Origin of the sequence: Streptomyces sp. NPDC049585, from assembly GCF_040675615.1 — a bacterium.
In the GTDB taxonomy this organism is placed as follows: Bacteria; Actinomycetota; Actinomycetes; order Streptomycetales; family Streptomycetaceae; genus Streptomyces; species Streptomyces luteosporeus.
This window is the reverse complement of sequence record NZ_JBFAPE010000051.1, coordinates 1-23,924: the sequence shown is the minus strand read 5'-3', so window position 1 is coordinate 23,924 and position 23,924 is coordinate 1. Positions and strand designations below refer to the sequence as shown.

The following is a 23,924-nucleotide window of genomic DNA, read 5'->3' as shown; positions in this document are numbered from 1 at the left end:
CGCTTCGTGCGGGGCCGGGTGCGCGGGGCGTGCCGCGGGGCCGGCTACTTGTGGCTCGGGAAGCCCAGGTCCACGCCCGCGTCCGCCGGGTCGGGCCAGCGGGTGGTGACGACCTTGCCGCGGGTGTAGAAGTGCACGCCGTCGTTGCCGTAGACGTGCAGGTCGCCGAAGAGCGAATGCTTCCAGCCGCCGAACGAGTGGTAGCCCACCGGCACCGGGATGGGCACGTTCACGCCCACCATGCCCGCCTCGACCTCCAGCTGGAAGCGCCGTGCCGCGCCGCCGTCGCGGGTGAAGACGGCAGTGCCGTTGCCCCAGGGGGAGGCGTTGATGAGGGCCACGCCCTCCTCGTACGTCGCGGCGCGCAGCACGCACAGCACCGGGCCGAAGATCTCGTCGCGGTAGGCGTCGGCGTCGGTGGGCACGTTGTCCAGCAGGGACAGCCCGATCCAGTGGCCCTCCTCGTACCCGGGCGGCGGGGTGAAGCCCGTGCCGTCGAGGACGACGTCCGCGCCCTGGGCGGCGGCGCCGTGGACGTAGGAGGCGACCTTGTCGCGGTGGGCGCGGGTGATGAGCGGGCCCATTTCGGAGGCGGGGTCGTCGCCGGGGCCGATCCGCACCTTCTCGGCCCGTTCGCGGATCTTCGCCACCAGTTCGTCGCCGGTGCCGCCGACCGCCACGACCGCCGAGATGGCCATGCAGCGCTCCCCCGCCGAGCCGTAGGCGGCGGAGACGGCGGCGTCGGCAGCGGCGTCGAGGTCGGCGTCGGGCAGGACGAGCATGTGGTTCTTGGCGCCGCCGAGCGCCTGGACGCGCTTGCCGTGCGCGGAGGCCGTGGTGTGGATGTGGCGGGCGATCGGCGTCGAGCCGACGAAGGAGACGGCGGCGACGTCGGGGTGCTCCAGGAGGCGGTCGACGGCGGTGCGGTCGCCATTGACGACGTTGAGCACGCCGTCCGGCAGCCCGGCCTCGGCGGCGAGCTCGGCCAGCCGGATCGCGGCCGAGGGGTCCTTCTCGCTCGGCTTGAGGACGAAGGTGTTGCCGCAGGCGACCGCCAGCGGGAACATCCACATCGGCACCATCGCCGGGAAGTTGAACGGCGTGATGCCGGCGACCACGCCCAGCGGCTGCCGGATCGCCGCCACGTCCACCCGGCTGGCCACCTGCGTCGACAGCTCGCCCTTGAGCTGCGTGGTGATGCCGCAGGCCAGCTCCACGATCTCCAGGCCACGGGCCACTTCGCCCAGCGCGTCGGTGCGGACCTTGCCGTGCTCGGCGGTGATCAGACGGGCCAGCTCCTCGCGGTGGGCGTCCAGCAGGGCGCGGTAGCGGAAGAGCACGCCGGTGCGGGTGGCCAGCGAGGACGTGCGCCACGTGGCGTACGCGGCCTTGGCCGCCGCGACCGCCGCGTCGACCTCCTCGGCGGAGGCGAAGGCGACGCGCGTGGTGACGGCGCCGGTCGCCGGGTCGGTCACCGGGCCGTACGCGCCGGAGGTGCCCTCGACGGACTTGCCGTCGATCCAGTGGTGGACGGTCTTCATCTGCCTGACCTTTCTTCACGGATGGCAGCGCACGGATGGCAGCGCACGGATGGCGGCTTCACAGGTGGCGACGGCGGGTGGCGGCGCCGCGGTCGTACTCCTCCCGCGCCGTCACCGCCGCAGGGCGGGTCGCGGTCTCGGCGACAGGCACATCCCACCACGCCTGCGCGGGGGGCGCGCCCGGCACTGTGTCGGCCGTTTCGGTCTCCACGTAGACACATGTGGGCCGGTCGGCGGCGCGCGCCTCGGCGAGCGCCGGGCGCAGTTCCGCGGTCGTGCGCACCCTCAGCACTCCCATGCCCAAAGAGGCCGCATTGGCCGCGAGATCCACCGGCAGCGGCTCGCCGGTGAAGGTGCCGTCGGGGGCGCGGAAGCGGTATGCCGTGCCGAAGCGCTCGCCGCCGACGGCCTCGGACAGGCCGCCGATGGAGGCGTAGCCGTGGTTCTGCACGAGCACCATCTTGAGGGGGACGCCCTCCTGCACGGCGGTGACGATCTCGGTGGGCATCATCAGATAGGTGCCGTCGCCGACCAGCGCCCACACGGGGCGGCCGGGTTCGGCCAGGGCGACGCCGATGGCGGCGGGGATCTCGTAGCCCATGCAGGAGTAGCCGTACTCCAGGTGGTACTGGCGGCGGGAGCGGGCGCGCCAGAGCTTGTGCAGGTCGCCGGGCAGGGAGCCGGCCGCGCCCACGATCACGTCCTCGTCGCCGACCACGGCGTCCACGGCGCCCAGCACCTGTGCCTGGGTGGGCCGGGCACCGTCCTCCCACCCGTCGGTGGGCCGGTACGCGCGGTCGACGACGCCCTCCCACTCGGTCTTGCCGGCCGTGTACACGCTCACGTACGCGTCCGGGACGCGGTAGCCGCGCAGTTCCTGCGCCAGCGCCTCCAGCCCACTACGGGCGTCGGCGACCAGCGGCAGACCGGCCATCTTGTGGGCGTCGTGACCGGTGATGTTGAGGTTGACGAACCGCACGTCGGGCGCGGTGAACAGCGTCGACGAGGCGGTGGTGAAGTCGCTGTAGCGGGTGCCCACGCCGATGACGACGTCGGCGGTGCGGGCGAGGGCGTCGGCCACGGCCGTCCCCGTGTGCCCGATGCCGCCCACGTCCGCCGGATGGTCGTACCGCAGCGACCCCTTGCCGGCCTGGGTGGAGGCGACAGGGATGCCGGTGGCGTCCACGAGGGCGCGCAGCGCCTCCTCGGCCTCGGAGTGGTGCACGCCGCCGCCCGCGATCAGCAGCGGCCGGCGGGCGGCGCGCAGGGCCCCTGCGGCCGCGTCCAGTTCGGCCGGGTCGGGGGCCGGGCGGCGCACGTGCCAGACGCGGTCGGCGAAGAACTCCTCCGGCCAGTCGCACGACTCGGCCTGCACGTCCTGGGGCAGGGCAAGGGTGACCGCGCCGGTCTCGGCGGGGTCGGCCAGCACGCGCATCGCCTGCAGGGCGGCGGGGATCAGCATCTCGGGCCGCACGATCCGGTCGAAGTACCGCGAGACCGGGCGCAGGCAGTCGTTGACGGAGACGTCGCCGGCGCCCGGATGCTCCAGCTGCTGCAGCACGGGGTCGGCGGGGCGGGTGGCAAAGACGTCCCCGGGGAGCAGGAGGACGGGGATGCGGTTGATCGTGGCGAGGGCGGCCCCGGTGACGAGATTGGTGGCGCCGGGGCCGATGGAGGTGGTCACCGCGTGGGCGGAGAGCCGGTCGCGGTGGCGGGCGTAGCCGACGGCCGCGTGCACCATGGCCTGTTCGTTGCGGCCCTGGAGATAGGGCAGCGCATCGCCGGTCTCCAGCAGCGCCTGCCCCACACCGGCCACGTTGCCGTGGCCGAAGATGCCCCAGCAGGCGGCGATCAGGCGCTGCCGGCGCCCGTCCCGCTCGGTGTACTGGTGGGCCAGGAACTCCACCAGGGCCTGGGCGACGGTCAGCCGTCGGGTCATCGGTCTCCTCCCGGGTGCTGGGGGAACGGCAGGCGCGGGTCGGGATCGAGGCCCGGCCAGGTGTCGCGGATCCACGCCGCGTCGGGGTGGTCCCGGATGAGCCACTCGCGCTCCGCGCCGGGTCCGGCCATGACATTCAGGTAGTACATGTCGTGGCCGGGCGCGGCGATGGACGGGCCGTGCCAGCCGTCGGGGATCAGGACGACGTCCCCCGTACGGACCTCGGCCAGCACGTCCGTACCACCGGGGCGCGAGGGCGAGACGCGGTGGTAGCCGTGGCCCGGGGTGCCGGTGGGGCCGCCGGCGATCTCGAAGTAGTAGATCTCCTCCAGCTCGGACTCGACGCCGGGCCGGTGCTCGTCATGTTTGTGGGGCGGGTAGGAGGACCAGTTGCCGCCGGGGGTGAGCACCTCGACGGCGATGAGCCGGTCGCAGTCGAAGACGCCGGCGGCGGCGAAGTTGTTGACCTGTCGCGAACAGGTACCGGCGCCGCGCAACTCGACGGGGACGGCAGGGGCCGGCCCGTAACGCGCGGGCAGCGCCCGCCCGCACCGCGCGCCGGCCAAGGCGATCCGCCCGCCGGTGGGGGCGGTGACGGTGACGTGCGCGTCGCGGGGGACGTACACGAAGTCGGTGACGGCGGCGAAGACGCCGGTGCGGCCGTGGAGGTGGAAGGTGTCGCCGGCGTCCGTTGCGACGGTGACGCCGGTGGCGGCCAGCGGCAGCACGATCCACTCGCTGTCGCCGGTGTCGAAGGAGTGCGCGGCACCGGGGGCGAGCGTGACCACGCGCAGGGCGCAATACGCCCAGCCGGCGCTCTTCGGACCGACGTCCAGCGCGTACGAGCTGTTGCCGGCACTGCCGGCGGGCAGGTGGTAGCGCATTTCGTGACCTCCAAGGTTGTGGGCAGTCACAGCAATCCCACCGCCGTGTCGACGGCCTTCGCCACGTCGTCGTCCGGGGGGTACAGCAGTGTGCGGCCCACCACCAGGCCGTGGACGGTCGGCAGGCGCAGTGCCGTGCGCCAGCGGTCGTACGTCGCGTCCTGGTCGGGCCCGACGTCCCCGCCCAGGACGACGGCCGGCAGCGTCGAGGCCTGCATCACCCGCGCCATGTCGGCCGCGTCGTCCGTCACCGGCACCTTCAGCCACGTGTACGCGGACGTCGCGCCGAGGCCCGAGGCGATGGCGATGGACTTGGTGACGGCCTCGGCGCCGAGGTCGTTGCGGACGGTGCCGTCGACGCGCCGGGAGAGGAACGGCTCGACGAAGACCGGCAGTCGCCGCTCGGCCATGGCGTCGATCGTGCGCGCCGCCGCTTCGAGGGTGTCGAGGGAGCCGGGGTCGTCGTAGTCGATGCGCAGCAGCAGTTTGCCGGCGTCGAAGCCGCGGCGTACGAGGTCGTCGGCGCGGGGGCCGGTGAAGCGGTCGTCCATTTCGAAGGCGGCGCCGTGCAGGCCGCCGCGGTTCATGGAGCCCATGACGACCTTGTTCTCGAGGGCGCCGAGCAGCAGCAGGTCGTCGAGGATGTCGGCGGTGGCCAGGACACCGTCCACGCCGGGGCGGGAGAGGGCGAGGCACAGGCGTTCGAGGAGGTCGGCGCGGTTGGCCATGGCCAGGGTGCGGTCGCCGGCGTCGAGGGCGCCGCGCGCGGTGTGGTCGGCGGCGACGACGAGCAGCCGGCCGTGGTCGCCGAGCAGGGGCCGGCGGGCGCGGCGGGCGGCGGCCTCGGCGACGGCTTCGGGGTGCCGGCTGCGCACCCGGGGCAGGTCGGCGATGGTCACGGCGGTCATGGGGTGCCGTCCAGCAGGGCGGTGACCTCGTCGTGCGTGGGCATGGCGGAGGAGCAGGCGAGCCGGGAGGCGACGAGGGCGCCGGACGCGTTGGCATAGCGGACGGTGCGGTCGAGGTCGCATCCCGCGAGGAGTCCGTGGCAGAGGGCACCGCCGAAGGCGTCGCCGGCGCCGAGTCCGTTGACGACGTCGACGGGGACGGGTGGTACGTGGGCGACGGTGCCGTCGCGGTGGACGGCGAGGACGCCCTGGGGGCCTTGTTTGACGACGGCGAGTTCGACGCCGGCGGCCAGCAGGGCCCGGGCGGCGGCATGCGGGGCGGACTCGCCGGTGGCGACCTCGCATTCGGCGGTGTTGCCGACGGCGACGGTGGCGTGGGCGAGGGCCCGGGCGTACCAGGGGCGGGCGGCGTCCGCGCCGCCGTTCCAGAACATCGGGCGCCAGTCGAGGTCGAAGACGGTGGTGGCGTCCGCGGCGCGGGCTTCGAGTGCGGCGAGGGTGGCGCTGCGGCTGGGTTCCTCGCTCAGGCCGGTGCCGGTCATCCAGAAGATGCGGGCGGCGCGGACGGCGGCCAGGTCCAGCTCGGCGGTGTGGATCTCCAGGTCGGGGGCCTTGGGGTGGCGGTAGAAGTACAGCGGGAAGTCGTCCGGCGGGTGGATCTCGCAGAAGGTCAGGGGGGTGGGGTAGGCGGCGACGGGGGTGACCCAGCGGTCGTCGACGCCGAAGTCGCGCAGGGCGTCGTGGAGGTAGGTGCCGAAGGGGTCGTCGCCGGTGCGGCTGATCAGTGCGGTGCGGCGGCCGAGGCGGGCGGCGGCGACCGCGACGTTGGCGGCGGAGCCGCCGAGGAACTTGCCGAAGGTCTCGACGCGGGAGAGCGGTACCCCGCTCTGGAGCGGGTAGAGGTCCACCCCCAGCCGGCCCATGGTGATGAGGTCGTACGGACCGGGCATCGCTTCCCCTCGTCTCCCCTGGCCGGCCAGGCGCTCTGGCTGCGGCTCAGGTCTAGCGGGGGGCGCCGGGACCTGTCAAGCATTTGTCCTTACATACGGACGTGCAGACGTGCGGAGGCTCGTATTGACGTTACGTCCGTATGTCCGGACGTACCCTTGACACCCTTCCGGCCAGTCGGGAAGCTACCGAACGTCCCAGCCCTTGCCCGGTCGATGACGACCGGCGAGAGGAGAGCCGCCGCATGGACCCCACCGCCCCCGCCGTTCCCGCGCCGCTCGACCGGATCCGCGTCGGCTCCGCCCCGGACTCGTGGGGCGTGTGGTTCGCGGACGACCCGGCGCAGCTGCCGTGGCGGCGGTTCCTGGACGAGGTGTCCGAGGCGGGCTACGAGTGGATCGAGCTCGGCCCCTACGGCTACCTGCCCACCGACCCCGGCCGCCTGCGCGAGGAGACCGGCCGCCGGGGGCTGCGCGTGTCCGCCGGCACGGTCTTCACCGCCCTGCACCGGGGCCCGGGCGTGTGGGAGGAGACCTGGGAGCAGGTGGCCCGCGTGGCCGAGCTGACCCGGGCCGTCGGCGGCACGCACCTGGTGGTCATCCCCGCCTTCTGGCGTGACGACAAAACGGCCGAGCCGCTGGAGAGCCCCGAACTGACGGCCGAGCAGTGGCGGCACCTCGCGCGCGGCACCGAGCGGCTGGCCGACCGGGTGCGCGACGCCTACGGGTTGACGATCGCCGTGCACCCGCACGCCGACACCCACATCGACACCGAGGCGAACGTCGCGCGCTTCCTGGACGCCACCGACCCCGCACGCGTCGGCCTCTGCCTGGACACCGGGCACTACGCCTACTGCGGCGGCGACAGCGTCGAGCTCATCAAGACCTACGGCGAGCGCATCGCCTACCTGCACCTCAAGCAGGTGGATCCCGCCGTCCTCGCCGACGTGGTCGAGCACGGCACGCCCTTCGGGCCGGCCGTGCGCCAGGGCGTGATGTGCGAACCGCCGCGGGGCGTACCGGCCCTGGAGCCCGTCCTGGCTGCGGCCCAGGGGCTGGGCGTGGACCTCTTCGCCATCGTCGAGCAGGACATGTACCCCTGCCCGCCCGACCAGCCGCTGCCCATCGCCCGCCGTACCCGCGCCTTCCTGCGCACCTGCGGGGCCTGAAGACCCGCGGCCGACCGAGGAACGAAGACCATGACGCAAGAGACCCGTGCCCACGACACCCCCCTCGGCGTGGCCGTCATCGGCACCGGACGGATGGGCGCGGACCACGTCCGGCGCCTGACGGGGGCGACCCGCGGCGCACGGGTGACCGCGGTCGTCGACGTCGACGCCGGGCGCGCGCGGGCGGCCGCCGCGCTCGCCCCCGGCTGCACCCCCTACACGGATGCAGCCGCCGCCATGACCTCCGGTGACGTCGACGCCGTCCTCATCGCCTCCCCCGGCCCGGCCCACGAGGCGGCCCTGCTGCAGGCGCTCGCCCACGACCTGCCCGTCCTGTGCGAGAAGCCGCTGACGCCGGACGCGGCCGCCGCGCTGCGGGTCGTCGAGGCGGAGGCGCGCCTGGGCCGGCGCCGGGTGCAGGTGGGGTTCATGCGGCGGTACGACGAGGAGTACCGGCAGCTGAAGGCGCTGCTGGACGCCGGCGGGCTCGGGCGGCCGCTGATGCTGCACTGCGTCCACCGCAACGCCTCGACGCCGCCGGGGTTCACCGACCGGATGCTCGTCGAGGACTCCGCCGTGCACGAGATCGACGCGGCCCGATGGCTGCTCGGCCAGGAGATCACGGCCGTGCGGGTGCTGCGGCCCGCGCCTTCCCCGGCCGCGCCCGAGGGGCTCGGCGACCCCCAGCTGGTGCTGCTGGAGACGGCCGCGGGCGCGGTCGTCGACGTCGAGGTCTTCGTCAACTGCGGCTTCGGCTACCAGGTGCGCTGCGAGGCGGTCTGCGAACGCGGCAGCGTGCGCATCGGCGAGGAACGCGGTCCGGCCGTCGCCGCGGACGGACGGTGGGGCGGGCCGGTCCCCCAGGACTTCCTCACCCGCTTCCGCGCCGCCTACGACCGCGAGGTGCAGGAGTGGGTGGACGCCACCCGGCGCGGCACGTGCACGGGCCCGAGCAGCTGGGACGGCTACGCCGCCGCCGCGGTGTGCGAGGCGGCCGTCCGGGCCCAGGAGGGCGGCGAGCGCGTCGAGGTCGCCCTGGCGAAGCGGCCCGCGCTGTACGACGAGGCCGGCTGAACGCCCCTCTTCGCGCATGACTTCTGCACCACACTTCTGCACCACACTTCTGCACCATCAGGAACGGAGCGCGTGACATGCGGATCGGACTGTTCGGCGCTGGACGCATGGGTTCCCTGCACGCCGCGGCGCTCACGGCGGTCGACGGGGTCGGCGAGCTGGTGATCGCCGACGCCGACCCGGGCCGGGCGGCGGTCCTCGCCGCGGCCGTCGGCGCCCGCCCCGCCCGCAGCGCCGGCGAGGTCTTCACCTCCGCCGGCGTGGACGCCGTGGTGATCGCCACCACCAGCGCCTCCCACACCGGCCTGATCACCCGGGCGGCCCGTGCCGGGCTGCCCGCCTTCTGCGAGAAGCCCATCGCGCTGGACCTGGCGGGCACGATAGCCGCGCTGCGCGAGGTGGAGGCGGCGGGCACCCTGCTGCAGATCGGCTTCCAGCGCCGTTTCGACGCCGGCTACCTGGCGGCACGGCAGGCGCTGCGCTCGGGACGGCTGGGGCGGGTGCACACGATCCGGTGCGTGACCTCCGACGCGACGCCACCGCCGGCGGACTTCCTGCCGCTGTCCGGCGGGCTGTTCCGCGACTGCCTGGTGCACGACTTCGACGTGGTGCGCTGGCTGACGGGCCGCGAGGTCACCGAGGTGTACGCGCGCGGCGCGAACGGCGGCGCCGACTTCTTCCGGCAGGCCGGCGACGTGGACACCGCGGCCGCCGTCCTCACCCTCGACGACGGCACGCTGGTCACGGCGACCGCCACCCGGTACAACGGCGCGGGCTACGACGTACGCACCGAGCTGTCCGGCGAACGCGACCAGTGGGTCGTCGGGCTCGCCGAACGGTCCCCGCTGACCTCGGCCGAGCCGGACGGCCCCGGCGCCCCGCCGCACCCCTGGGCGGACTTCCGGGAACGCTTCGCGGACGCCTACCGGGCCGAGCTCGCGGCGTTCGTCCACGCCGCCCGGGGGCTCGGCGGCAACCCGTGCCCCGGGGCGGAGGGGCTGCGGGCCCTGCACGTCGCGGAGGCCTGCGAGGTCTCGCGCCGGGAGGACCGCCCGGTGCGGCTGGCGGACGTCGGCTGACGCCGCGAACAGCCCCGCCCGGGCTGTTACCGGGTCACCCGTGGGTCACGGCCGTCACAAACGGGCCGTCCTTCCGTCACAGAGCCCCGACAGCCGCGGCGCGTGATCACGCGGTGTCGTGCCCGGGGCCGAGGCTCGCCGTGGAAGAAGCCGCGCCCGGCTCCCCCACGGATCCCCCCTCCGTGACCGCGGCGCGGCGGGAAGGCGAGAGATGACCGACCGCCGACTCTGGTCCTACCGCGAGATCGCCGCCCACATCGGCGTGCGGCCCGACACGGTGCGCTCGTACCGCAAGCACGGGCTGCTGCCGCCGCCCGACGCCAGCGAGGGTGGCAGGCCGCACTGGTACGCCGACACCATCCGGCACTGGGTGACACAGCGCCCGGGCGCGGCGAAGAAACGTTGAATCCTCCGATTCCCCGCCTCCGACATACCCCCAGGGGGTAAGCTGTCGATCGCTATCCCGGCCGTCGCCGACGCCGGACGAACACGCGCAAGGAGTACGCCCATGACCACCACCGTCTACAAGGTGACCGGCATGACCTGCGGCCACTGCGAGTCCGCGGTCACCAGCGAGCTGTCCGCCCTGGAGGGCGTGACCTCGGTGCAGGCCGTCGCCGCCACGGGCCTGGTCACCGTGGACTCGGCCGCCCCGCTGGACGAGGCCGCCGTGCGCGCCGCGGTGGACGAGGCCGGCTACGAGCTCGCCGGACCCGCCTGAGCCGGAAGCAGTACCTGGCCGAGCACCTGACCGAATTCAGGTGCTCGATCCTCACAGAATCACCACAAGTGACCCCTTGCCCTCGTGTGCCCGTTATGGCAGGAGACCTAGATCACAGCGATTGGGAGGTAACCATCGCCGGGGGTTGTGGGTCTAACCGTGCAGTGCTGGACGTCTTGGGGGACGGCCCGGCGCAACGCGTGGCCGGGGCACGTACCCGGGGAGCTTTGAGCGGCCCTCCCGTACGTACGCGTCCCGGCAGATCGCGTCCGTCGGCTCCCGGTCGGATCCCGTGGGGGGAATCCGACCGGGGCAAGGAAAGCGCCTCGCTCCGACCCGTGGGGGGATCGGGGGCGAGGCGCTTTTCGCAGCAGCACAGCGACAGGGCCCCCGCACCATGACGGTGCGGGGGCCCTGTCGCTTACGACCCTACGGCTCGACGCCTTCGCGTCAGCGCTGCTCGACCGGGACGAAGTCGCGCTGGACGACGCCCGTGTAGATCTGGCGCGGGCGGCCGATACGGGAGCCCGGCTCCTTGATCATCTCGTGCCACTGGGCGATCCAGCCGGGGAGCCGGCCGAGCGCGAAGAGCACGGTGAACATCTCGGACGGGAAGCCCATGGCCCGGTAGATCAGACCGGTGTAGAAGTCCACGTTCGGGTAGAGGTTGCGCGAGACGAAGTAGTCGTCGCTGAGCGCGTGCTCCTCCAGCTTGAGCGCGATGTCCAGCAGCTCGTCGCTCTTGCCGAGCGAGGAGAGGACGTCGTGCGCCGCCGCCTTGATGATCTTCGCCCGGGGGTCGAAGCTCTTGTAGACGCGGTGCCCGAAGCCCATCAGGCGGACGCCGTCCTCCTTGTTCTTCACCTTGCGGATGAAGGCGTCGACATCGCCGCCGGAGTTCTTGATGGACTCCAGCATCTCCAGGACGGCCTGGTTGGCGCCACCGTGCAGGGGCCCCCACAGGGCGTTGATGCCCGCGGAGATCGACGCGAACAGGTTGGCCTGCGAGGAGCCCACCAGGCGCACGGTCGAGGTGGAGCAGTTCTGCTCGTGGTCGGCGTGCAGGATCAGCAGCTTGTCCAGGGCGCTGACGACGACCGGGTCCAGCTCGTACTCGGCGGCGGGGACCGAGAAGGTCATGCGCAGGAAGTTCTCGACGTAGCCGAGGTCGTTGCGCGGGTAGACCACCGGGTGGCCGATCGACTTCTTGTACGCGTAGGCCGCGATCGTCGGCAGCTTGGCGAGCAGCCGGATCGTCGACAGGTGGCGCTGGTTGTCGTCGAACGGGTTGTGGCTGTCCTGGTAGAAGGTGGACAGCGCGCTGACCACCGAGGACAGCATGGCCATGGGGTGGGCGTCACGCGGGAAGCCGTCGTAGAACCGCTTGACGTCCTCGTGCAGCAGGGTGTGCTGGGTGATCTCGTTCCGGAAGGACGCCAGCTCGTCGACCGTCGGCAGCTCGCCGTTGATCAGCAGGAAGGCGGTCTCCAGGAACGTGCTGCGCTCGGCCAGCTGCTCGATCGGGTAGCCGCGGTAGCGCAGGATGCCCTGCTCGCCGTCGAGGTAGGTGATCGCGGATTTATAGGCGGCGGTGTTGCCGTAGCCGGAGTCCAGGGTCACCAGACCGGTCTGGGCACGCAGCTTGCCGATGTCGAAGCCCTTGTCGCCCACGGTGCTGTCGACCACCGGGTAGCTGTATTCGCCGTCCCCGTACCGCAGTACTACAGAGTTGTCGCTCACGTCATCCCTCACCGACGTTGTGCCTCTTCTTCGAGGTGCCCTGACTACCCCTACCTTCCCCCATTTGGACGCTGGACGTGCACTCGGGGTCGGCCGTAGGGCCCGTGGACGGCACTCAGTGCCGTCCAGCCTGCCCATCCTGCCCCCTTCGCCCGGATTGGTAAACCGTTCAGAGACGAACACCACCTCCGCCCGCGGCCGCGAGCCGGAAATCCAGGGCCGTGCAGCGCCGGCCCGCCGAGACGGTGCGCACCGCCTGGCCGAGGGCGCGCCGGGAGCCGACCAGGACGACGAGACGTTTTGCCCGGGTGACGGCGGTATAGAGCAGATTGCGCTGCAGCATCATCCAGGCGCCGGTGGTGATCGGGATCACCACCGCGGGGTACTCGCTGCCCTGCGAGCGGTGGATGGTGACGGCGTACGCGTGGGCGAGTTCGTCGAGCTCGTCGAAGTCGTAACCGACCTCCTCGTCCTCGTCGGTGAGGACGGTCAGCCGCTGCTCGACGACGTCCAGGCCCGTGACCACGCCCACCGTTCCGTTGAAGACGCCGTTCTTCCCTTTTTCGTAGTTGTTGCGGATTTGCGTGACCTTGTCCCCCACGCGGAAGACACGGCCGCCGAAGCGGCGCTCGGGCAGATCGGGCCGGGCGGGCGTGATGGCCTGCTGCAGCAGGCCGTTGAGGGTGCCCGCGCCCGCCGGGCCGCGGTGCATCGGGGCGAGCACCTGGACGTCCCGGCGGGGGTCGAGGCCGAACTTCGCGGGGAGACGCCGGGCCGCCACGTCGACGGTGAGGCGGCCCGCTTCCTCGGTGTCCTCCTCGACGAAGAGGAAGAAATCCTTCAGGCCCTGGGTGATGGGCTGCACACCGGAGTTGATGCGGTGTGCATTGGTCACCACACCGGACTGCTGGGCCTGGCGGAAGATGCGGGTGAGCCGCACGGCCGGGACGGGGCCGCCCGGGGCCAGCAGGTCGCGCAGCACCTCGCCGGCGCCGACGGACGGCAGCTGGTCGACGTCCCCGACGAGCAACAGGTGCGCCCCCGGCGCGACCGCCTTGACCAGCTTGTTGGCCAGCAGCAGGTCGAGCATCGACGCCTCGTCGACCACCACCAGGTCGGCGTCCAGCGGCCGGTCCTTGTCATAGGCGGCGTCGCCGCCCGGCTTGAGCTCCAGGAGCCGGTGCACAGTGGAGGCATCCGCGCCGGTGAGCTCGGCCAGCCGCTTGGCGGCCCGCCCGGTGGGCGCGGCCAGCACCACCTTGGCCTTCTTGGCGCGCGCCAGCTCCACCACGGACCGTACGGTGAAGGACTTGCCGCAGCCCGGCCCGCCGGTCAGGACGGCCACCTTGCTGGTCAACGCGAGCTTGACGGCCTCCTGCTGCTCGGGGGCGAGCTCCGCTCCCGTGCGCCCGGCGAGCCAGGTCAGGGCCTTGTCCCACTTCACGTCGTGGAAGGCGGCCAGCCGGTCCTCCGAGGTGCGCAGCAGCCGCGCCAGCTGCCCGGCCAGGGACAGCTCGGCACGGTGGAAGGGGACGAGGTAGACGCCGGTGACCGGCTCCCCGCCGTCCGGGGCGGGCACCTGCTCGCGCACCACGCCCTCCTCGTCCGCGGCGAGTTCGGCCAGGCACTCGATGACGAGACCCACGTCGACCTGCAGCAGCTTGACCGCGTCGGCGATCAGCCGCTCCTCCGGCAGGAAGCAGTGCCCCTGGTCGGCTGACTGGGACAGGGCGTACTGCAGGCCGGCCTTGACCCGGTCGGGGCTGTCGTGCGGGATGCCGACGGCCTGCGCGATGCGGTCGGCGGTCAGGAAGCCGATGCCCCACACGTCGGCCGCCAGCCGGTAGGGCTGGTTGCGGGTGACGGAGATGGAGGCGTCGCCGTACTTCTTGTAGATGCGCACGGCGATGGAGGTGGAGACGCCCACCCCCTGCAGGAAGACCATGACCTCCTTGATGGCCTTCTGCTCCTCCCAGGCCGCGCCGATCGAACGGGTGCGCTTGGGGCCCAGCCCGGGGACCTCGATCAGCCGGGCCGGCTCCTTCTCGATGACGTCGAGGGTGTCGGTGCCGAAGTGGGTGACGATGCGGTCGGCGATGCGCGGGCCGATGCCCTTGATCAGGCCGGATCCCAGGTAGCGGCGGATGCCCTGGATGGTGGCGGGCAGGACGGTGGTGTAGTTCTCCACGGTGAACTGCCGTCCGTACTGCGGGTGGGAGCCCCAGCGGCCCTCCAGGCGCAGGGACTCGCCGGGCTGCGCGCCGAGCAGCGAGCCGACCACCGTGAGGAGGTCGCCGCCGCCGCGGCCGGTGTCCACGCGGGCGACGGTGTATCCGGTCTCCTCGTTGGCGTAGGTGATCCGCTCGAGGACCCCTTCGACCACTGCCAGTTGCACCATGCCCCGACGGTACAGCCGGGGCCCGACAGCCCGTTCGGGCCTGTGGATATCCCCGGTTCCGCTTGCTGGTCCGGCTCCTGCGGGGCCGGGCCTGCGGCCGCCGCACAGCCCGGGGACGCTGCGAGGGGCCCGGTCCGATGGCCGGGCCCCTCGTGCTCCCCCTCCGGGACTTCCTCCTCATCCCCCCGGATCACCCCCGAGGAAGCCCGACGCCGACTACGACCCGTTCCGGCTCCACGGGGTTGCAGCGATTTCCGACTGTTATCGTTCCGTTACAGACGGTAGAACCTGCGTTCACAGAACGTGTGCCCGGTACCGCTCCAGCACCTCGGCCAGGACCTCCGCCCCCGCCCGCCGCCACAGCCGCTCGCTGAAGATCTCCACCTCGGCCGGGCCGGTGAACCCCGCGGCCCGCACGCGCTCGTGGAACCAGCGCAGGTCCACGCACCCGTCCCCCAGCTGGCCCCGGCCCAGCAGGACGCCCTCGGGCAGCGGTGTGACCCAGTCGGCGAGCTGGAAGGCCGCGATCCGGCCCCCGCGCCCGGCCCGCTCCAGCTCCCCGGCGACGGTGTCGTCCCACCACAGGTGGTACGTGTCCACCACGACGCCCACCTCGTCGGCCGGGAAGCGTTCCGCGAGGTCGAGGGCCTGGCGCAGGGTGGAGACGACACAGCGGTCCGAGGCGTACATCGGGTGCAGCGGCTCGATCGCCAACCGTACGCCGCACGCGGCGGCGTACGGGCCGAGTTCGGCCAGGGCGTCGGCCACCCGTTCCCGGGCCCCGGCCAGGTCCCGGCTGCCGGGCGGCAGGCCGCCGGAGACCAGCACGAGGGTGCCGGCGCCCAGGACGGCCGCCTCGTCGACGGCCGCCCTGTTGTCGGCCAGCGCCTCGGTCCGCGCCGCCGGGCCCGGGGCCGTCAGGAATCCGCCCCGGCACAGGCTGCTGACGTCCAGTCCGGCCGCCCGCAGCAGCCGTGCGGCGGCGGCCGGCCCGTACGCGCGCACGGGTTCCCGCCACAGGCCGACGCTGCGCACGCCCGCCTCCACGCATCCCGAGACGAGGTCGGGCAGGCTCCACTGACGCACGGTCTGCTGGTTGAGGGCGAAACCGTCGGGGGCGGTCACTGCGCCACCCCGAAGACCGCCAGCAGGCCGGCCATGCGGGCCTGCGCGCGCTCGGGGTCGGCGAAGAGGCCGAGGCAGTCGGCGAGTTCGTAGGCGCGGGCGAGGTGCGGCAGGGAACGGGCCGCGTGCAGGCCGCCGGGCATGGCAAAGTGCTCCTGGTGCCCGGCCAGCCAGGCCAGCAGGACGACTCCGGTCTTGTAGAAGCGCGTCGGTGGCTCGAACAGGTGCCGGGCCAGCGCGAGGGTCGGGTCCAGGGCGGCCCGGAAGCCCCGGCGGTCACCGGCGTCGAGCAGGCGCAGGGCGTGGCCGGCGATCGGTGCCAGGGGGTCGAGGACGCCCAGCAAGGCGTCGCTGTGCCCCATGCCGTCGCCCTCGACGAGCTCCGGGTAGTGCAGGTCGTCGCCGGTGTAGCAGCGCACGCCGGCCGGCAGCCGGCGGCGCAGCTCGCGCTCGTGGTCGGCGTCCAGCAGCGAGACCTTCACGCCGGCCACCTTGCCGGGGTGTGCGGCCACGATCCCCAGCAGGACGTCGGAGGCGGCGTCCGGATCGCGGCTGCCCCAGTAGCCGGCGAGCGCGGGGTCGAAGTCCGCGCCGAGCCAGTGCAGGACGACGGGAGCACTCGCCTGGCGCAACAGGCCGCCGTAGACCTCCGCGTAGTCCTCCGGTCCGCGCGCGACGGCCGCAAGGGCCCGGGAGGCAAGGAGGACGGCGGGCGCGCCCGCCTCCTCCACGACGGCGAGCTGTTCCTCGTAGGCGGCCGTGACGGCGGCCAGGGGGCCGTACGGCGGGGCCAGCTGGTCGGTGCCCGCGCCGCACACGAGGGTGCCGCCCACGGCGCGCGCCTCGGCGGCGGTGCGGCGCACGAGCTCGGCCGCGGCCGGCCAGTCGAGGCCGGCGCCGCGCTGGGCGGTGTCCATGGCCTCGGCGACACCCATCCCGTGCGCCCACAGGTGGCGGCGGAAGGCCAGCGTGGCGTCCCAGTCGAGCCGGGCGGGGCCCTGCGGTGTGGTGCCCGTCAGGGGGTCGGCGACCACGTGGGCGGCGGCCAGGACCGCGCGGCGGCGCGGGGGCGGGCCCGGCGGCGGGGGGACGGCGCGCCCGGGCTCGTACGTCCGCAGCCGCCCGGAGGCGTCGGGCAGCCGGATCACGGGGCCGGCTCCGGTACGGCCACCCGCCGGCCCTCGACGGAGGAGCGGCGGCCCAGCTCGGCCAGCAGGACGCCGCGGGCCCCGGTCAGCAGGTCGTGCCGCCAGGGGCCGCCTTGGGCCACGTGGCGCAGGAAGAGCTCCCACTGGGCGCGGAAGGCGTTGGGGTGGTCCTCGTCGTCGGGCACCTCCTGCCAGTGGGCGCGGTGGTCGCGGCGGTGGCGCACGTCGGGGTCCCAGACGTCCCTCGGCGTGGTGGCCCGGTGCTGGACGCGGCAGTGCCACAGTCCGGCGACGGCCGAGCCCTCGGTCCCGTCGACCTGGATCTCCAGCAGGTCCTCTCGGTGCACGCGTACTGCCCAGGAGGAGTTGAACTGCGCCACCACTCCTCCCTCCAGTTCGAAGACGGCGTAGGCGGCGTCGTCGGCGGTCGCCGCGTAGGCGGTGCCCTTCTCGTCCCAGCGCCGTGGCACGTGGGTGACCAGCCGCGCCTGGACGGACCGTACGGGCCCGAAGAGCTCGCGCAGCAGGTACTCCCAGTGGGGGAACATGTCGGCCGCGATGCCGCCGCCCTCGTGGGCGCGGTAGTTCCACGACGGCCGCTGGGCGGGCCGGGTGTCGCCCTCGAAGACCCAGTAGCCGAATTCGCCGCGCACCGAGAGCACCCGGCCGAAGAATCCGGACGCGAGGAGGCGGGCGAGCTTGCGGATGCCGGGCAGGAAGAGCTTGTCCTGCACGACCCCGTGGCGTACGCCGGCCCGGTCGGCCAGGCGGGCGAGCGCGAGGGCGGCCGCGTGACCGGAGGCGACCGGTTTCTCGCAGTAGACGTGCTTGCCGGCCTGCAGCGCCCGGCGCAGTGCCGCCTCGCGGGCGGTGGTGGCCTGGGCGTCGAAGTACACCTCGACGGAGGGGTCGGCGAGTACGTCGTCCAGGTCGCAGCTCCACTCCGGCAGCCCGTACTGCTCGGCGAGCGCCCGCACACGGTCCGGCGAGCGCCCGACGAGCACCGGCTCGGGCCACAGGGTGCCGCCGCCGTCGAGGCGGACGCCGCCGTCGTCGCGGATGGCCAGGATGGAGCGCACCAGATGTTGGCGGTGTCCCATGCGCCCGGTGACGCCGTTCATGGCGATCCGCACCGTCCTGCCTGCACCGTCGGCCATGGGCACAACCCCCCTCGTGCGGACCGCTTGTTTCGCACTGGGGGCATTTCCCGGCGCCGGGCGGGGAAACCGATCACCATGAAGCTGGCTTTCTCCACTCTCGGCGTCCCCGGCATGCCCGTCCCCGACGTGGTGGACCTCGCCGCGTCCTGCGGCTACGACGGGGTCGAGCTGCGGGCCCATCCGGAGGAACCGGTGCACCCGGGGCTGACGCCCGCGCAGCGGGCCTCGGTGGCCGTGCGCTTCGCCGAGGCGGGCGTGGCCGTCCTGGGGGTCGCCGGGTACGCGCGCGTGGCCGGAGCCGGGCCGGACGAGCCGGTCATGGCGGAGCTCGACGCGCTGGTGCGGCTCGCACGGGACGTCGGCGCGCCGTACGTGCGGGTGTTCCCCGGCGGCGGGGAGCGGCCGGCGCAGGAGGCCGACGCGGACGCCGCGCGGCGGCTGGGGACCATCGCCCCGGTGGCGGCGGACGCGGGCGTGCGCGTCCTGCTGGAGACGCACGACTCGCACCGCCGCGCCCAGGACGCGGTGCGTGTGCTCGGGCCCGTCGGGCACGGCAGCGTCGGCGCTCTGTGGGACGTGCTGCACACCTGGCTGGGCGGCGAGGAGCCGGACGCGAGCTTCCCCGCGCTGGCCCCGCACCTGGGCTACGTGCAGGTGAAGGACGTCGCCTCGGTGGAGGAGACCGCGCCGCTGCCGCTGGGGGCGGGGGTGCTGCCGCTGGGCGCCTGCGTGGGCACGCTCAGCCGCGCGGGCTGGGACGGCTGGCTGTGCTGGGAGTACGAGAAGCGCTGGCACCCTCAGGCGGCAGACTTCGTCCAACTGGCCGGTCCGGGTGCGGAGTACCTGCGGGGGCTGGTCGCCGCCGCCCCGGCAGCGACGTGAGGGCGACGCCGCCGACCAGCAGCACGGCCGCGCACCAGCGCAGCGGGCTCACGCCCTCGCCCAGCAGCGCGAACGCCGAGGACATCCCGAAGACGGGCACCAGCAGGGTGAAGGGGGCGACGGTGGAGGCGTCGTAGCGGCGCAGCAGGTGCCCCCAGGCGCCGAAGCCCAGCAGGGTGGAGACCCATGCGACGAACAGGACCGCGCCGACGCCGGTGAGGTCCGCCGAGCGCAGGGCGTCCAGGTCGGCCCGCGGTCCTTCGAAGACCAGGGAGAGCAGCAGCAGCGGTAGCACGGGCACGGTGCTCAGCCAGACGGTGAAGCGCAGCGCGTCCGGCGGTGCGGCCTTCCGCGTCAGGACGTTGGAGACGCCCCAGAAGGCCGCGGCGGCCACGACGCACAGGAAGCCGGCGAGCGGCCCGGAGGTGCCCTCGTCCACGGCGGCCACCGCGATGCCGGCCATGGCCACGGCCATGCCCGCCAGGCGCCTCGGGCCGGGGCGCTCGCCGAGGGCGGCCACGGCGAACAGGGCGGTGAAGACGGCCTGTCCCTGCAGCACAAGAGAGGACAGCCCGGCGGGCATGCCCACGTGCATGCCGATGAACAGCAGTCCGAACTTGCCCACGCCCAGGACCAGTCCCACGGCGATGATCCACCGCCAGGCCACCGGCGGCCGGCCGACGAGGAAGACGGCGGGCACGGCGGCGGCCAGGAAGCGCAGGGCGCAGAACAGCAGGGGCGGGAAGCGGTCGAGACCGGCGTCTATGACGACGAAGTTGACGCCCCACAAGGCGGCAACGCACACGGCAAGGAAGGTGTGGAACGGGCGCATACGAGCCATCATCAAGAGACCCGACCGTGCAGCACCAGCACACGTTCGTACATGATGGGATTCAGCAACGCTCAAAGATGACAGGCCGTCCGAGGGGGATTCGAGCCGTGCTGGACCTTTCCCGGTTGCGCGCGCTGTACGCAGTCTCCGTGCACGGCACGGTCACCGCGGCGGCCGACGCCCTGGGGTACACCCCCTCCGCCGTCTCGCAGGCCATAGCCAAGCTGGAGCGGGAGACCCGCACCACTTTGCTGGAGCGCAGGGGGCGGGGCGTAGCTCTGACGGACGCGGCCGAGCGGTTGGCCGCGACCGCCAAGGACGTCCTGGCCATCGTCGAGCGGGCCGAGACCGATCTGGAGGAGCGGCGCGGCCTGCCGGCCGGGCGCCTGATGGTCGGGGCGTTCCCCTCCGCGGCCCGTGGCCTGCTGCCGTCCGTGCTGGCCGCCCTGGGCCGCGAGCACCCTGCCGTGGACGCCCGGCTGATGGAGGTGGAACCGCACCTGTCCGTGGGGCTGGTCGAGCAGGGCGTCCTCGACGTGGCCGTCGCGTTCGAGTGGGACGTCGCCCCGCTGCCGGCCCCGGAGGGGCTGCGGCGCGCCCCGATCGGCGAGGACGTGTGCGATCTGCTGGTGCCGCGGGACCATCCGTTGGCGGAGCGGGCACCGGTGCTCCCGGCCGATCTGGCCCACCAGCGCTGGATCAGCCAGCAACCGGGCAGCGTCTGCTACGACTGGCTCGTGCGGACGCTGCGCGCCTCCGGCAGCGAACCCGACCTGGCCTACCAGGCCACCGAGAACCACACCCACATCGCCCTCGTGGCCGCCGGGCTGGGCATCGCCGTCGCTCCCCGGCTGGGCCGCGGTCCGCTGCCGCCGGGCGTGCTGGCGCTGCCCGTCGAGCCCGTCCCCGTACGCCGGCTGTTCGCCTACTGGCGCACGGGGACCACCCGGCGGCCGGCGATACGGGAGACCGTGCGACTGTTGTCGGCGCACTGGCACGAGCGGGAGCTGGGAGAGCAGTGACCAGCCCGGTTGAGCGACCGGTTAAACCTTATGATGAACGCTCGGCGAGAGGGCAGCAGATGTCGGTGGAGACCAAGGAACGGCTGATCACCGCCGCGAGCACGGTGCTGCGCACCCAGGGCTACGGCAAGGCCAGCGCCCGAACCATCGCCAAGGAGGCCGGCGTCAACTCGGCGCTGATCTTCTACCACTTCGGCGGTGTCGATCCCTTGCTGTTCGCCGCCCTGGACCGTTCCTCCGCCGAGCGGATGGCCCTCCACACCGCCACCGTGGCCGACGCCCGCACCCTTGCCGAGCTCGCCGAGCGCGCCACCCGCATCTACCGCGACGACCTCGAGGGCGGGCACATCACCTTGCTGTCCGAGCTGGTGGCCGCCGCCGTCGCCAAACCGGAACTGCGCGAGGACATCCGGGTGCGGGTCGAACCGTGGATGGCGTTCATCGAGGAGACGCTGGAGCGGGTCATCGGCGGCACTCCCCTGGCCCGCCTGACGCCCCCGCGCGACCTGGCCAACGCCGCGGTCACCTTCTACCTCGGCGTGAACCTCTTCACCGTGCTGGACGCCGACCGCTCCCGCACCGAGTCGGTCTTCGCCATGGTGCGCCGGCTCGCCCCGCGGGCCGGGCTGCTGGCCGTGCGCTCGCCGATCCGGGCCGCCCGGGCCCGCCGCCTGTCCCGCGCCCGCCGGACCCGCTAGGGGCTCCCCGCCGGGGAACCGCCACGGCAGGCGCCACGTCCAAGCGCCGGGGGAGCGTGATCACCCTCCGCGAACCGTCCCGCACGCCTGGCGTGCGCCGGTGGCCGTCGGGTAACTCTGGAAGCCGGTTTGGCGGGTTGGGGGAAGAGATGCGCCATCGTGCGCTGCCGCGGGCGCTGTTCGCTTTCGCCGTGCTCTACGGGTCCTGGGCGCTGACCGGTTGCCAGGCGCCGGCCCGCGGCGCGGCGGAGAGCGTCGTCCCGGGCGATCAGGCCCTGGCGCCCGCTCCGACCGGCCCGGGGGCGGGCGCGACGTTCCTGGCGCGGGGCGCGTGCGCCGGCCGGCAGACGCCGCAGGGCGCCTTCGGCGAGGTGGACTGCGTGAACGAGCGGGCGGCGGCCAGCGTCCTGGCGCGCTACTACGGCCCCCGGTCGGGCGGCCCGCGCTGCCCCGACATCACCGACTTCGTGCTGCACATCACCGCCGTCACCGAGGGCACCTCGGAGGCGCTCAGCGCCCCGGAGGGCTACGCCTGCATGCGCAATCTCGCCCCGCCCCACCCGGGCGACCCCGGCATGGGCGGCGGCCCGCTGACGGTGCCCGGCGACTGCGTCTACACCGAGCACCACGGGGTGGTGAAGGAGACGGCGTGCGACGGCTCCCTCGGCCACGCCCCGGAGTACCGGGTCGAGTCGGCGGTGCGCACACGCTCCGCCTGCCCGCCGGACACCGACCTGTACGTACAGGTGGGCGGCGGGACACCCGTGGGGTGCGCCCGCCGCCTGTCCTAGAACACCGCTTTCGAGGCTCTTACGGCCGCAGCGTGTTCTGGCGCTCGACCTTCTGCTTGTCGAGCTTCTCGTTGTACGGCGCGAGCGGCTTGGCCTTGTGCTCGTCCTTCTGGACGGCCGCCGGGGCGACACCCGCCCAGCGCAGGACCTCGGCCGTCGCGGTGGCCCGCTCGTCGGCGACCAGCTGGGAGATGTTGGAGCCGTGGTTGCCGCCGGGCGCGTAGAAGCGGTAGTCGTGGCGGGCAACGGCGCCCCGGCCGAGGCGGAACGGTTCGGCGCTCCACGGGTCGTTCTGGCCGTAGACGAAGAGCATGTTGCTGCTCTTTTCGCGCACCCAGCGGTCGACGTCGGCCATCGCGCCGGGGCGGAACTTCATGGGGATGTCACGCGGCACGTAGGTGCGCGGCTGGTAGCTGTCGCGGTAGCGCAGCAAGTCCTTCAGGTGCGCGAACTTCGGCGTCGGCGAACCCAGTTCGGTGCCGGCCTGGTAGTAGTACGGCGTGAAGCGCTCCAGGCCCTGGTCGGTGTAGCCGTCGAAGCCGGAGATGTCGTCGATGAACTTGTACAGCTCGTCGGTGGACGCCTTCGTCGCCGGAACGGTCTTGCAGTCGCTCTGCAGGTGGTACTGCCAGAACGCCCACACCAGGTCGAGGACGACGTTCTCGTAGGCCTTGTCGGCACTGCCGACGGTCTTGAAGGTCTTGCCGTTCTCGTCGGCCCACTTCTGGTAGCGGGCGACGATCTCGCCGCGGCGGACGAGCGCCTCGCGCTGCACGGAGTTCAGCTGCGTGCGGCAGGCCTGGTCGCCGACGTTCGCCAGGAAGCGGTCGTAGGCGGAGTCCTCGTCGTTGACCACGTCGTTGGGTGCGACGTAGGCGACGGTGCCGTTCATGTCCTTCGGGTAGAAGCGGCGGTAGTACGTCGCCGTCATGCCGCCCTTGCTGCCGCCGGTCGCCAGCCAGTTCTTGCCGTAGACGGGCTTAAGGGCCTCGAAGAGGCGGTGCTGGTCGCTGGCGGCCTGCCAGATGTCGAGCTTCGACCAGTCGGCCGGCTGCGGCCGCGACGGGGTGAAGAAGCGGTACTCCATCGACACCTGGTTGCCGTCGACGATGCGCGTGGGCTCGCTGCGGGACGGGCTGGTGGAGACGTTGTAGCCGGAGGTGTAGAAGACGGTGGGCCGGTCGGTGGCCTTGTGCAGCAGCGTGAAGCGCTGCTGGAAGGTGCCCTTGGCCGGGTTCCTGTGGTCCACGGGCTGGGTGTAGTTCAGCACGAGGTAGCGGTAGCCCTCGTAGGGCTTCTCCTCGACGAAACTCATCCCCGGGATCTTCAGGATGCGGTCCTTGATGTCCGACGTGGCGGTCGTGTCCGCCGCCATCGCCGCCGTGCTGCCGGCACCGACCGTCCCTATGGACATCGCCAGTGCCAGCAGCGCTCTGACAGCCTTGCGCATGCGCCCTCCCCTTGGTTCGCGAAAGTCGCCGCGAACCTACCGGGGCACACGGCCGCCACGCCAGAGTCCTGGGCGGCGGGAAAACGACCTTGACCTGCGGCCCGGTTCGCCCTACAGCGCGCCGGCAAACCGTGCGGCGCCCTGCGCCCCGTCAGGGGCGCGGGGCGGTGTCGATCTGCGGCTGCGCCGCGTGGGCGCGACAAGCCACGACGCACCCGCAGACAGGGTGCCGTGCTTCGCCCGGGCCCCGGGTTGCTCGTCGACTGCGGGCCGTCGGTGGCCGATCGCGCAGTTCCCCGCGCCCCTACGGGGCGCCGGGCGCCTAGGCAGTTTCGTTTGGATCAGCCGGTCGTTGGTCCGGGTGTGCCGTTGACTGACACGCAGTGGGCGCGGATCGAGCCGTTACTCCCGGACCG

At 73.2% G+C, this 23,924-nt stretch carries 20 protein-coding genes and 1 pseudogene; 9 read left to right on the top strand and 12 right to left on the bottom strand.

Annotation, left to right across the window (positions count from 1 at the left end):
* Positions 1-44: 44 nt before the first annotated feature.
* The 5 genes from AB0K17_RS29360 to iolC are packed head-to-tail and all read right to left on the bottom strand — an operon-like array spanning position 45 to position 6,222.
* Positions 45-1,541 (bottom strand): CoA-acylating methylmalonate-semialdehyde dehydrogenase, encoded by a 1,497-nt coding sequence (locus AB0K17_RS29360; RefSeq protein ID WP_365984835.1) that lies wholly within the window; start codon positions 1,539-1,541, stop codon positions 45-47.
* Positions 1,542-1,599: 58 nt separating this feature from the next.
* Positions 1,600-3,480 (bottom strand): 3D-(3,5/4)-trihydroxycyclohexane-1,2-dione acylhydrolase (decyclizing), encoded by a 1,881-nt coding sequence (iolD, locus tag AB0K17_RS29355; protein WP_365984834.1) that lies wholly within the window; start codon positions 3,478-3,480, stop codon positions 1,600-1,602.
* A complete protein-coding gene (gene iolB, locus AB0K17_RS29350) occupies positions 3,477-4,364 on the bottom strand; it encodes a 5-deoxy-glucuronate isomerase (protein ID WP_365984833.1) in 888 nt (295 codons plus the stop codon). Before iolB ends, iolD begins: the two co-directional genes overlap by 4 nt.
* A 26-nt stretch (positions 4,365-4,390) precedes the next feature.
* Positions 4,391-5,272 carry a deoxyribose-phosphate aldolase gene (locus AB0K17_RS29345; RefSeq protein ID WP_365967641.1) on the bottom strand — a complete coding sequence of 294 codons (882 nt, stop codon included), beginning with the start codon at positions 5,270-5,272 and terminating at the stop codon, positions 4,391-4,393.
* Positions 5,269-6,222, bottom strand: a complete 954-nt coding sequence (iolC, locus tag AB0K17_RS29340; RefSeq protein ID WP_365984832.1) for a 5-dehydro-2-deoxygluconokinase — start codon at positions 6,220-6,222, stop codon at positions 5,269-5,271. Before iolC ends, AB0K17_RS29345 begins: the two co-directional genes overlap by 4 nt.
* 242 nt (positions 6,223-6,464) lie before the next feature.
* Between iolC and AB0K17_RS29335 the strand changes: the two genes are divergently transcribed.
* The 5 genes from AB0K17_RS29335 to AB0K17_RS29315 all read left to right on the top strand — a co-directional run bounded on the left by AB0K17_RS29335 (position 6,465) and on the right by AB0K17_RS29315 (position 10,262).
* A complete protein-coding gene (locus tag AB0K17_RS29335) occupies positions 6,465-7,388 on the top strand; it encodes a sugar phosphate isomerase/epimerase (protein WP_365984831.1) in 924 nt (307 codons plus the stop codon).
* A gap of 30 nt (positions 7,389-7,418) precedes the next feature.
* A complete protein-coding gene (locus tag AB0K17_RS29330; protein ID WP_365984830.1) occupies positions 7,419-8,462 on the top strand; it encodes a Gfo/Idh/MocA family oxidoreductase in 1,044 nt (347 codons plus the stop codon).
* 77 nt (positions 8,463-8,539) lie between these two features.
* On the top strand, positions 8,540-9,541 hold the full coding sequence (locus AB0K17_RS29325; RefSeq protein ID WP_365984829.1) for a Gfo/Idh/MocA family oxidoreductase: 1,002 nt from the start codon (positions 8,540-8,542) through the stop codon (positions 9,539-9,541).
* A 211-nt stretch (positions 9,542-9,752) separates the two neighbouring features.
* Entirely contained in the window at positions 9,753-9,947 is a 195-nt protein-coding gene (locus AB0K17_RS29320; protein ID WP_344434433.1) for a MerR family DNA-binding transcriptional regulator, read from the top strand.
* A 102-nt stretch (positions 9,948-10,049) separates the two neighbouring features.
* Complete coding sequence (locus tag AB0K17_RS29315; RefSeq protein ID WP_365967635.1) at positions 10,050-10,262, top strand: heavy-metal-associated domain-containing protein; 213 nt, start codon at positions 10,050-10,052, stop codon at positions 10,260-10,262.
* Positions 10,263-10,712: 450 nt separating this feature from the next.
* On the opposite strand, the gene AB0K17_RS29310 is transcribed toward AB0K17_RS29315, so the two are convergent.
* The 5 genes from AB0K17_RS29310 to AB0K17_RS29290 form a co-directional block, all read right to left on the bottom strand.
* The gene (locus tag AB0K17_RS29310; RefSeq protein WP_365967634.1) at positions 10,713-12,002 is read right to left on the bottom strand and encodes a citrate synthase; all 1,290 of its coding nucleotides are present in this window, start codon (positions 12,000-12,002) and stop codon (positions 10,713-10,715) included.
* A gap of 169 nt (positions 12,003-12,171) precedes the next feature.
* Positions 12,172-14,400, bottom strand: coding sequence for an ATP-dependent RecD-like DNA helicase (locus tag AB0K17_RS29305; protein ID WP_365984828.1), 2,229 nt, complete (start codon positions 14,398-14,400; stop codon positions 12,172-12,174).
* A gap of 294 nt (positions 14,401-14,694) precedes the next feature.
* On the bottom strand, positions 14,695-15,525 hold the full coding sequence (locus AB0K17_RS29300; protein WP_365984827.1) for a sugar phosphate isomerase/epimerase family protein: 831 nt from the start codon (positions 15,523-15,525) through the stop codon (positions 14,695-14,697).
* Positions 15,522-16,673 (bottom strand): dihydrodipicolinate synthase family protein, encoded by a 1,152-nt coding sequence (locus AB0K17_RS29295; RefSeq protein ID WP_365984826.1) that lies wholly within the window; start codon positions 16,671-16,673, stop codon positions 15,522-15,524. The genes AB0K17_RS29300 and AB0K17_RS29295 overlap by 4 nt, the downstream gene beginning before the upstream one ends.
* On the bottom strand, positions 16,670-17,830 hold the full coding sequence (locus AB0K17_RS29290; RefSeq protein WP_365984825.1) for a Gfo/Idh/MocA family oxidoreductase: 1,161 nt from the start codon (positions 17,828-17,830) through the stop codon (positions 16,670-16,672). Before AB0K17_RS29290 ends, AB0K17_RS29295 begins: the two co-directional genes overlap by 4 nt.
* A 78-nt stretch (positions 17,831-17,908) precedes the next feature.
* Between AB0K17_RS29290 and AB0K17_RS29285 the strand changes: the two genes are divergently transcribed.
* Positions 17,909-18,715: a sugar phosphate isomerase/epimerase family protein gene (locus AB0K17_RS29285; RefSeq protein WP_365984824.1), complete on the top strand. Its 807-nt coding sequence runs from the start codon at positions 17,909-17,911 to the stop codon at positions 18,713-18,715.
* Positions 18,716-18,767: 52 nt separating this feature from the next.
* Here AB0K17_RS29285 and AB0K17_RS29280 read toward each other — a convergent pair.
* Positions 18,768-19,547, bottom strand: a pseudogene (locus AB0K17_RS29280) (EamA family transporter); the annotation flags it as partial.
* 107 nt (positions 19,548-19,654) lie between these two features.
* Between AB0K17_RS29280 and AB0K17_RS29275 the strand changes: the two are divergent.
* From AB0K17_RS29275 to AB0K17_RS29265, 3 genes are all read left to right on the top strand, one after another.
* Entirely contained in the window at positions 19,655-20,569 is a 915-nt protein-coding gene (locus AB0K17_RS29275; protein WP_365967628.1) for a LysR family transcriptional regulator, read from the top strand.
* A 59-nt stretch (positions 20,570-20,628) separates the two neighbouring features.
* Positions 20,629-21,267 carry a TetR family transcriptional regulator gene (locus tag AB0K17_RS29270; protein ID WP_365984823.1) on the top strand — a complete coding sequence of 213 codons (639 nt, stop codon included), beginning with the start codon at positions 20,629-20,631 and terminating at the stop codon, positions 21,265-21,267.
* 149 nt (positions 21,268-21,416) lie between these two features.
* The gene (locus AB0K17_RS29265; protein WP_365984822.1) at positions 21,417-22,058 is read left to right on the top strand and encodes a hypothetical protein; all 642 of its coding nucleotides are present in this window, start codon (positions 21,417-21,419) and stop codon (positions 22,056-22,058) included.
* Between the two features lie 19 nt (positions 22,059-22,077).
* On the opposite strand, the gene AB0K17_RS29260 is transcribed toward AB0K17_RS29265, so the two are convergent.
* Positions 22,078-23,508 carry a S28 family serine protease gene (locus tag AB0K17_RS29260; RefSeq protein ID WP_365984821.1) on the bottom strand — a complete coding sequence of 477 codons (1,431 nt, stop codon included), beginning with the start codon at positions 23,506-23,508 and terminating at the stop codon, positions 22,078-22,080.
* Positions 23,509-23,924: the final 416 nt, after the last annotated feature.

Bases quoted from the DNA above. Each gene is read 5' to 3' on its own strand.
- AB0K17_RS29360 (WP_365984835.1), bottom strand. From the start codon at position 1,541: ATGAAGACCGTCCACCACTGGATCGACGGCAAGTCCGTCGAGGGCACC.
- iolD (WP_365984834.1), bottom strand. From the start codon at position 3,480: ATGACCCGACGGCTGACCGTCGCCCAGGCCCTGGTGGAGTTCCTGGCC.
- iolB (WP_365984833.1), bottom strand. From the start codon at position 4,364: ATGCGCTACCACCTGCCCGCCGGCAGTGCCGGCAACAGCTCGTACGCG.
- AB0K17_RS29345 (WP_365967641.1), bottom strand. From the start codon at position 5,272: ATGACCGCCGTGACCATCGCCGACCTGCCCCGGGTGCGCAGCCGGCAC.
- iolC (WP_365984832.1), bottom strand. From the start codon at position 6,222: ATGCCCGGTCCGTACGACCTCATCACCATGGGCCGGCTGGGGGTGGAC.
- AB0K17_RS29335 (WP_365984831.1), top strand. From the start codon at position 6,465: ATGGACCCCACCGCCCCCGCCGTTCCCGCGCCGCTCGACCGGATCCGC.
- AB0K17_RS29330 (WP_365984830.1), top strand. From the start codon at position 7,419: ATGACGCAAGAGACCCGTGCCCACGACACCCCCCTCGGCGTGGCCGTC.
- AB0K17_RS29325 (WP_365984829.1), top strand. From the start codon at position 8,540: ATGCGGATCGGACTGTTCGGCGCTGGACGCATGGGTTCCCTGCACGCC.
- AB0K17_RS29320 (WP_344434433.1), top strand. From the start codon at position 9,753: ATGACCGACCGCCGACTCTGGTCCTACCGCGAGATCGCCGCCCACATC.
- AB0K17_RS29315 (WP_365967635.1), top strand. From the start codon at position 10,050: ATGACCACCACCGTCTACAAGGTGACCGGCATGACCTGCGGCCACTGC.
- AB0K17_RS29305 (WP_365984828.1), bottom strand. From the start codon at position 14,400: ATGGTGCAACTGGCAGTGGTCGAAGGGGTCCTCGAGCGGATCACCTAC.
- AB0K17_RS29290 (WP_365984825.1), bottom strand. From the start codon at position 17,830: ATGGCCGACGGTGCAGGCAGGACGGTGCGGATCGCCATGAACGGCGTC.
- AB0K17_RS29285 (WP_365984824.1), top strand. From the start codon at position 17,909: ATGAAGCTGGCTTTCTCCACTCTCGGCGTCCCCGGCATGCCCGTCCCC.
- AB0K17_RS29270 (WP_365984823.1), top strand. From the start codon at position 20,629: ATGTCGGTGGAGACCAAGGAACGGCTGATCACCGCCGCGAGCACGGTG.
- AB0K17_RS29265 (WP_365984822.1), top strand. From the start codon at position 21,417: ATGCGCCATCGTGCGCTGCCGCGGGCGCTGTTCGCTTTCGCCGTGCTC.
- AB0K17_RS29260 (WP_365984821.1), bottom strand. From the start codon at position 23,508: ATGCGCAAGGCTGTCAGAGCGCTGCTGGCACTGGCGATGTCCATAGGG.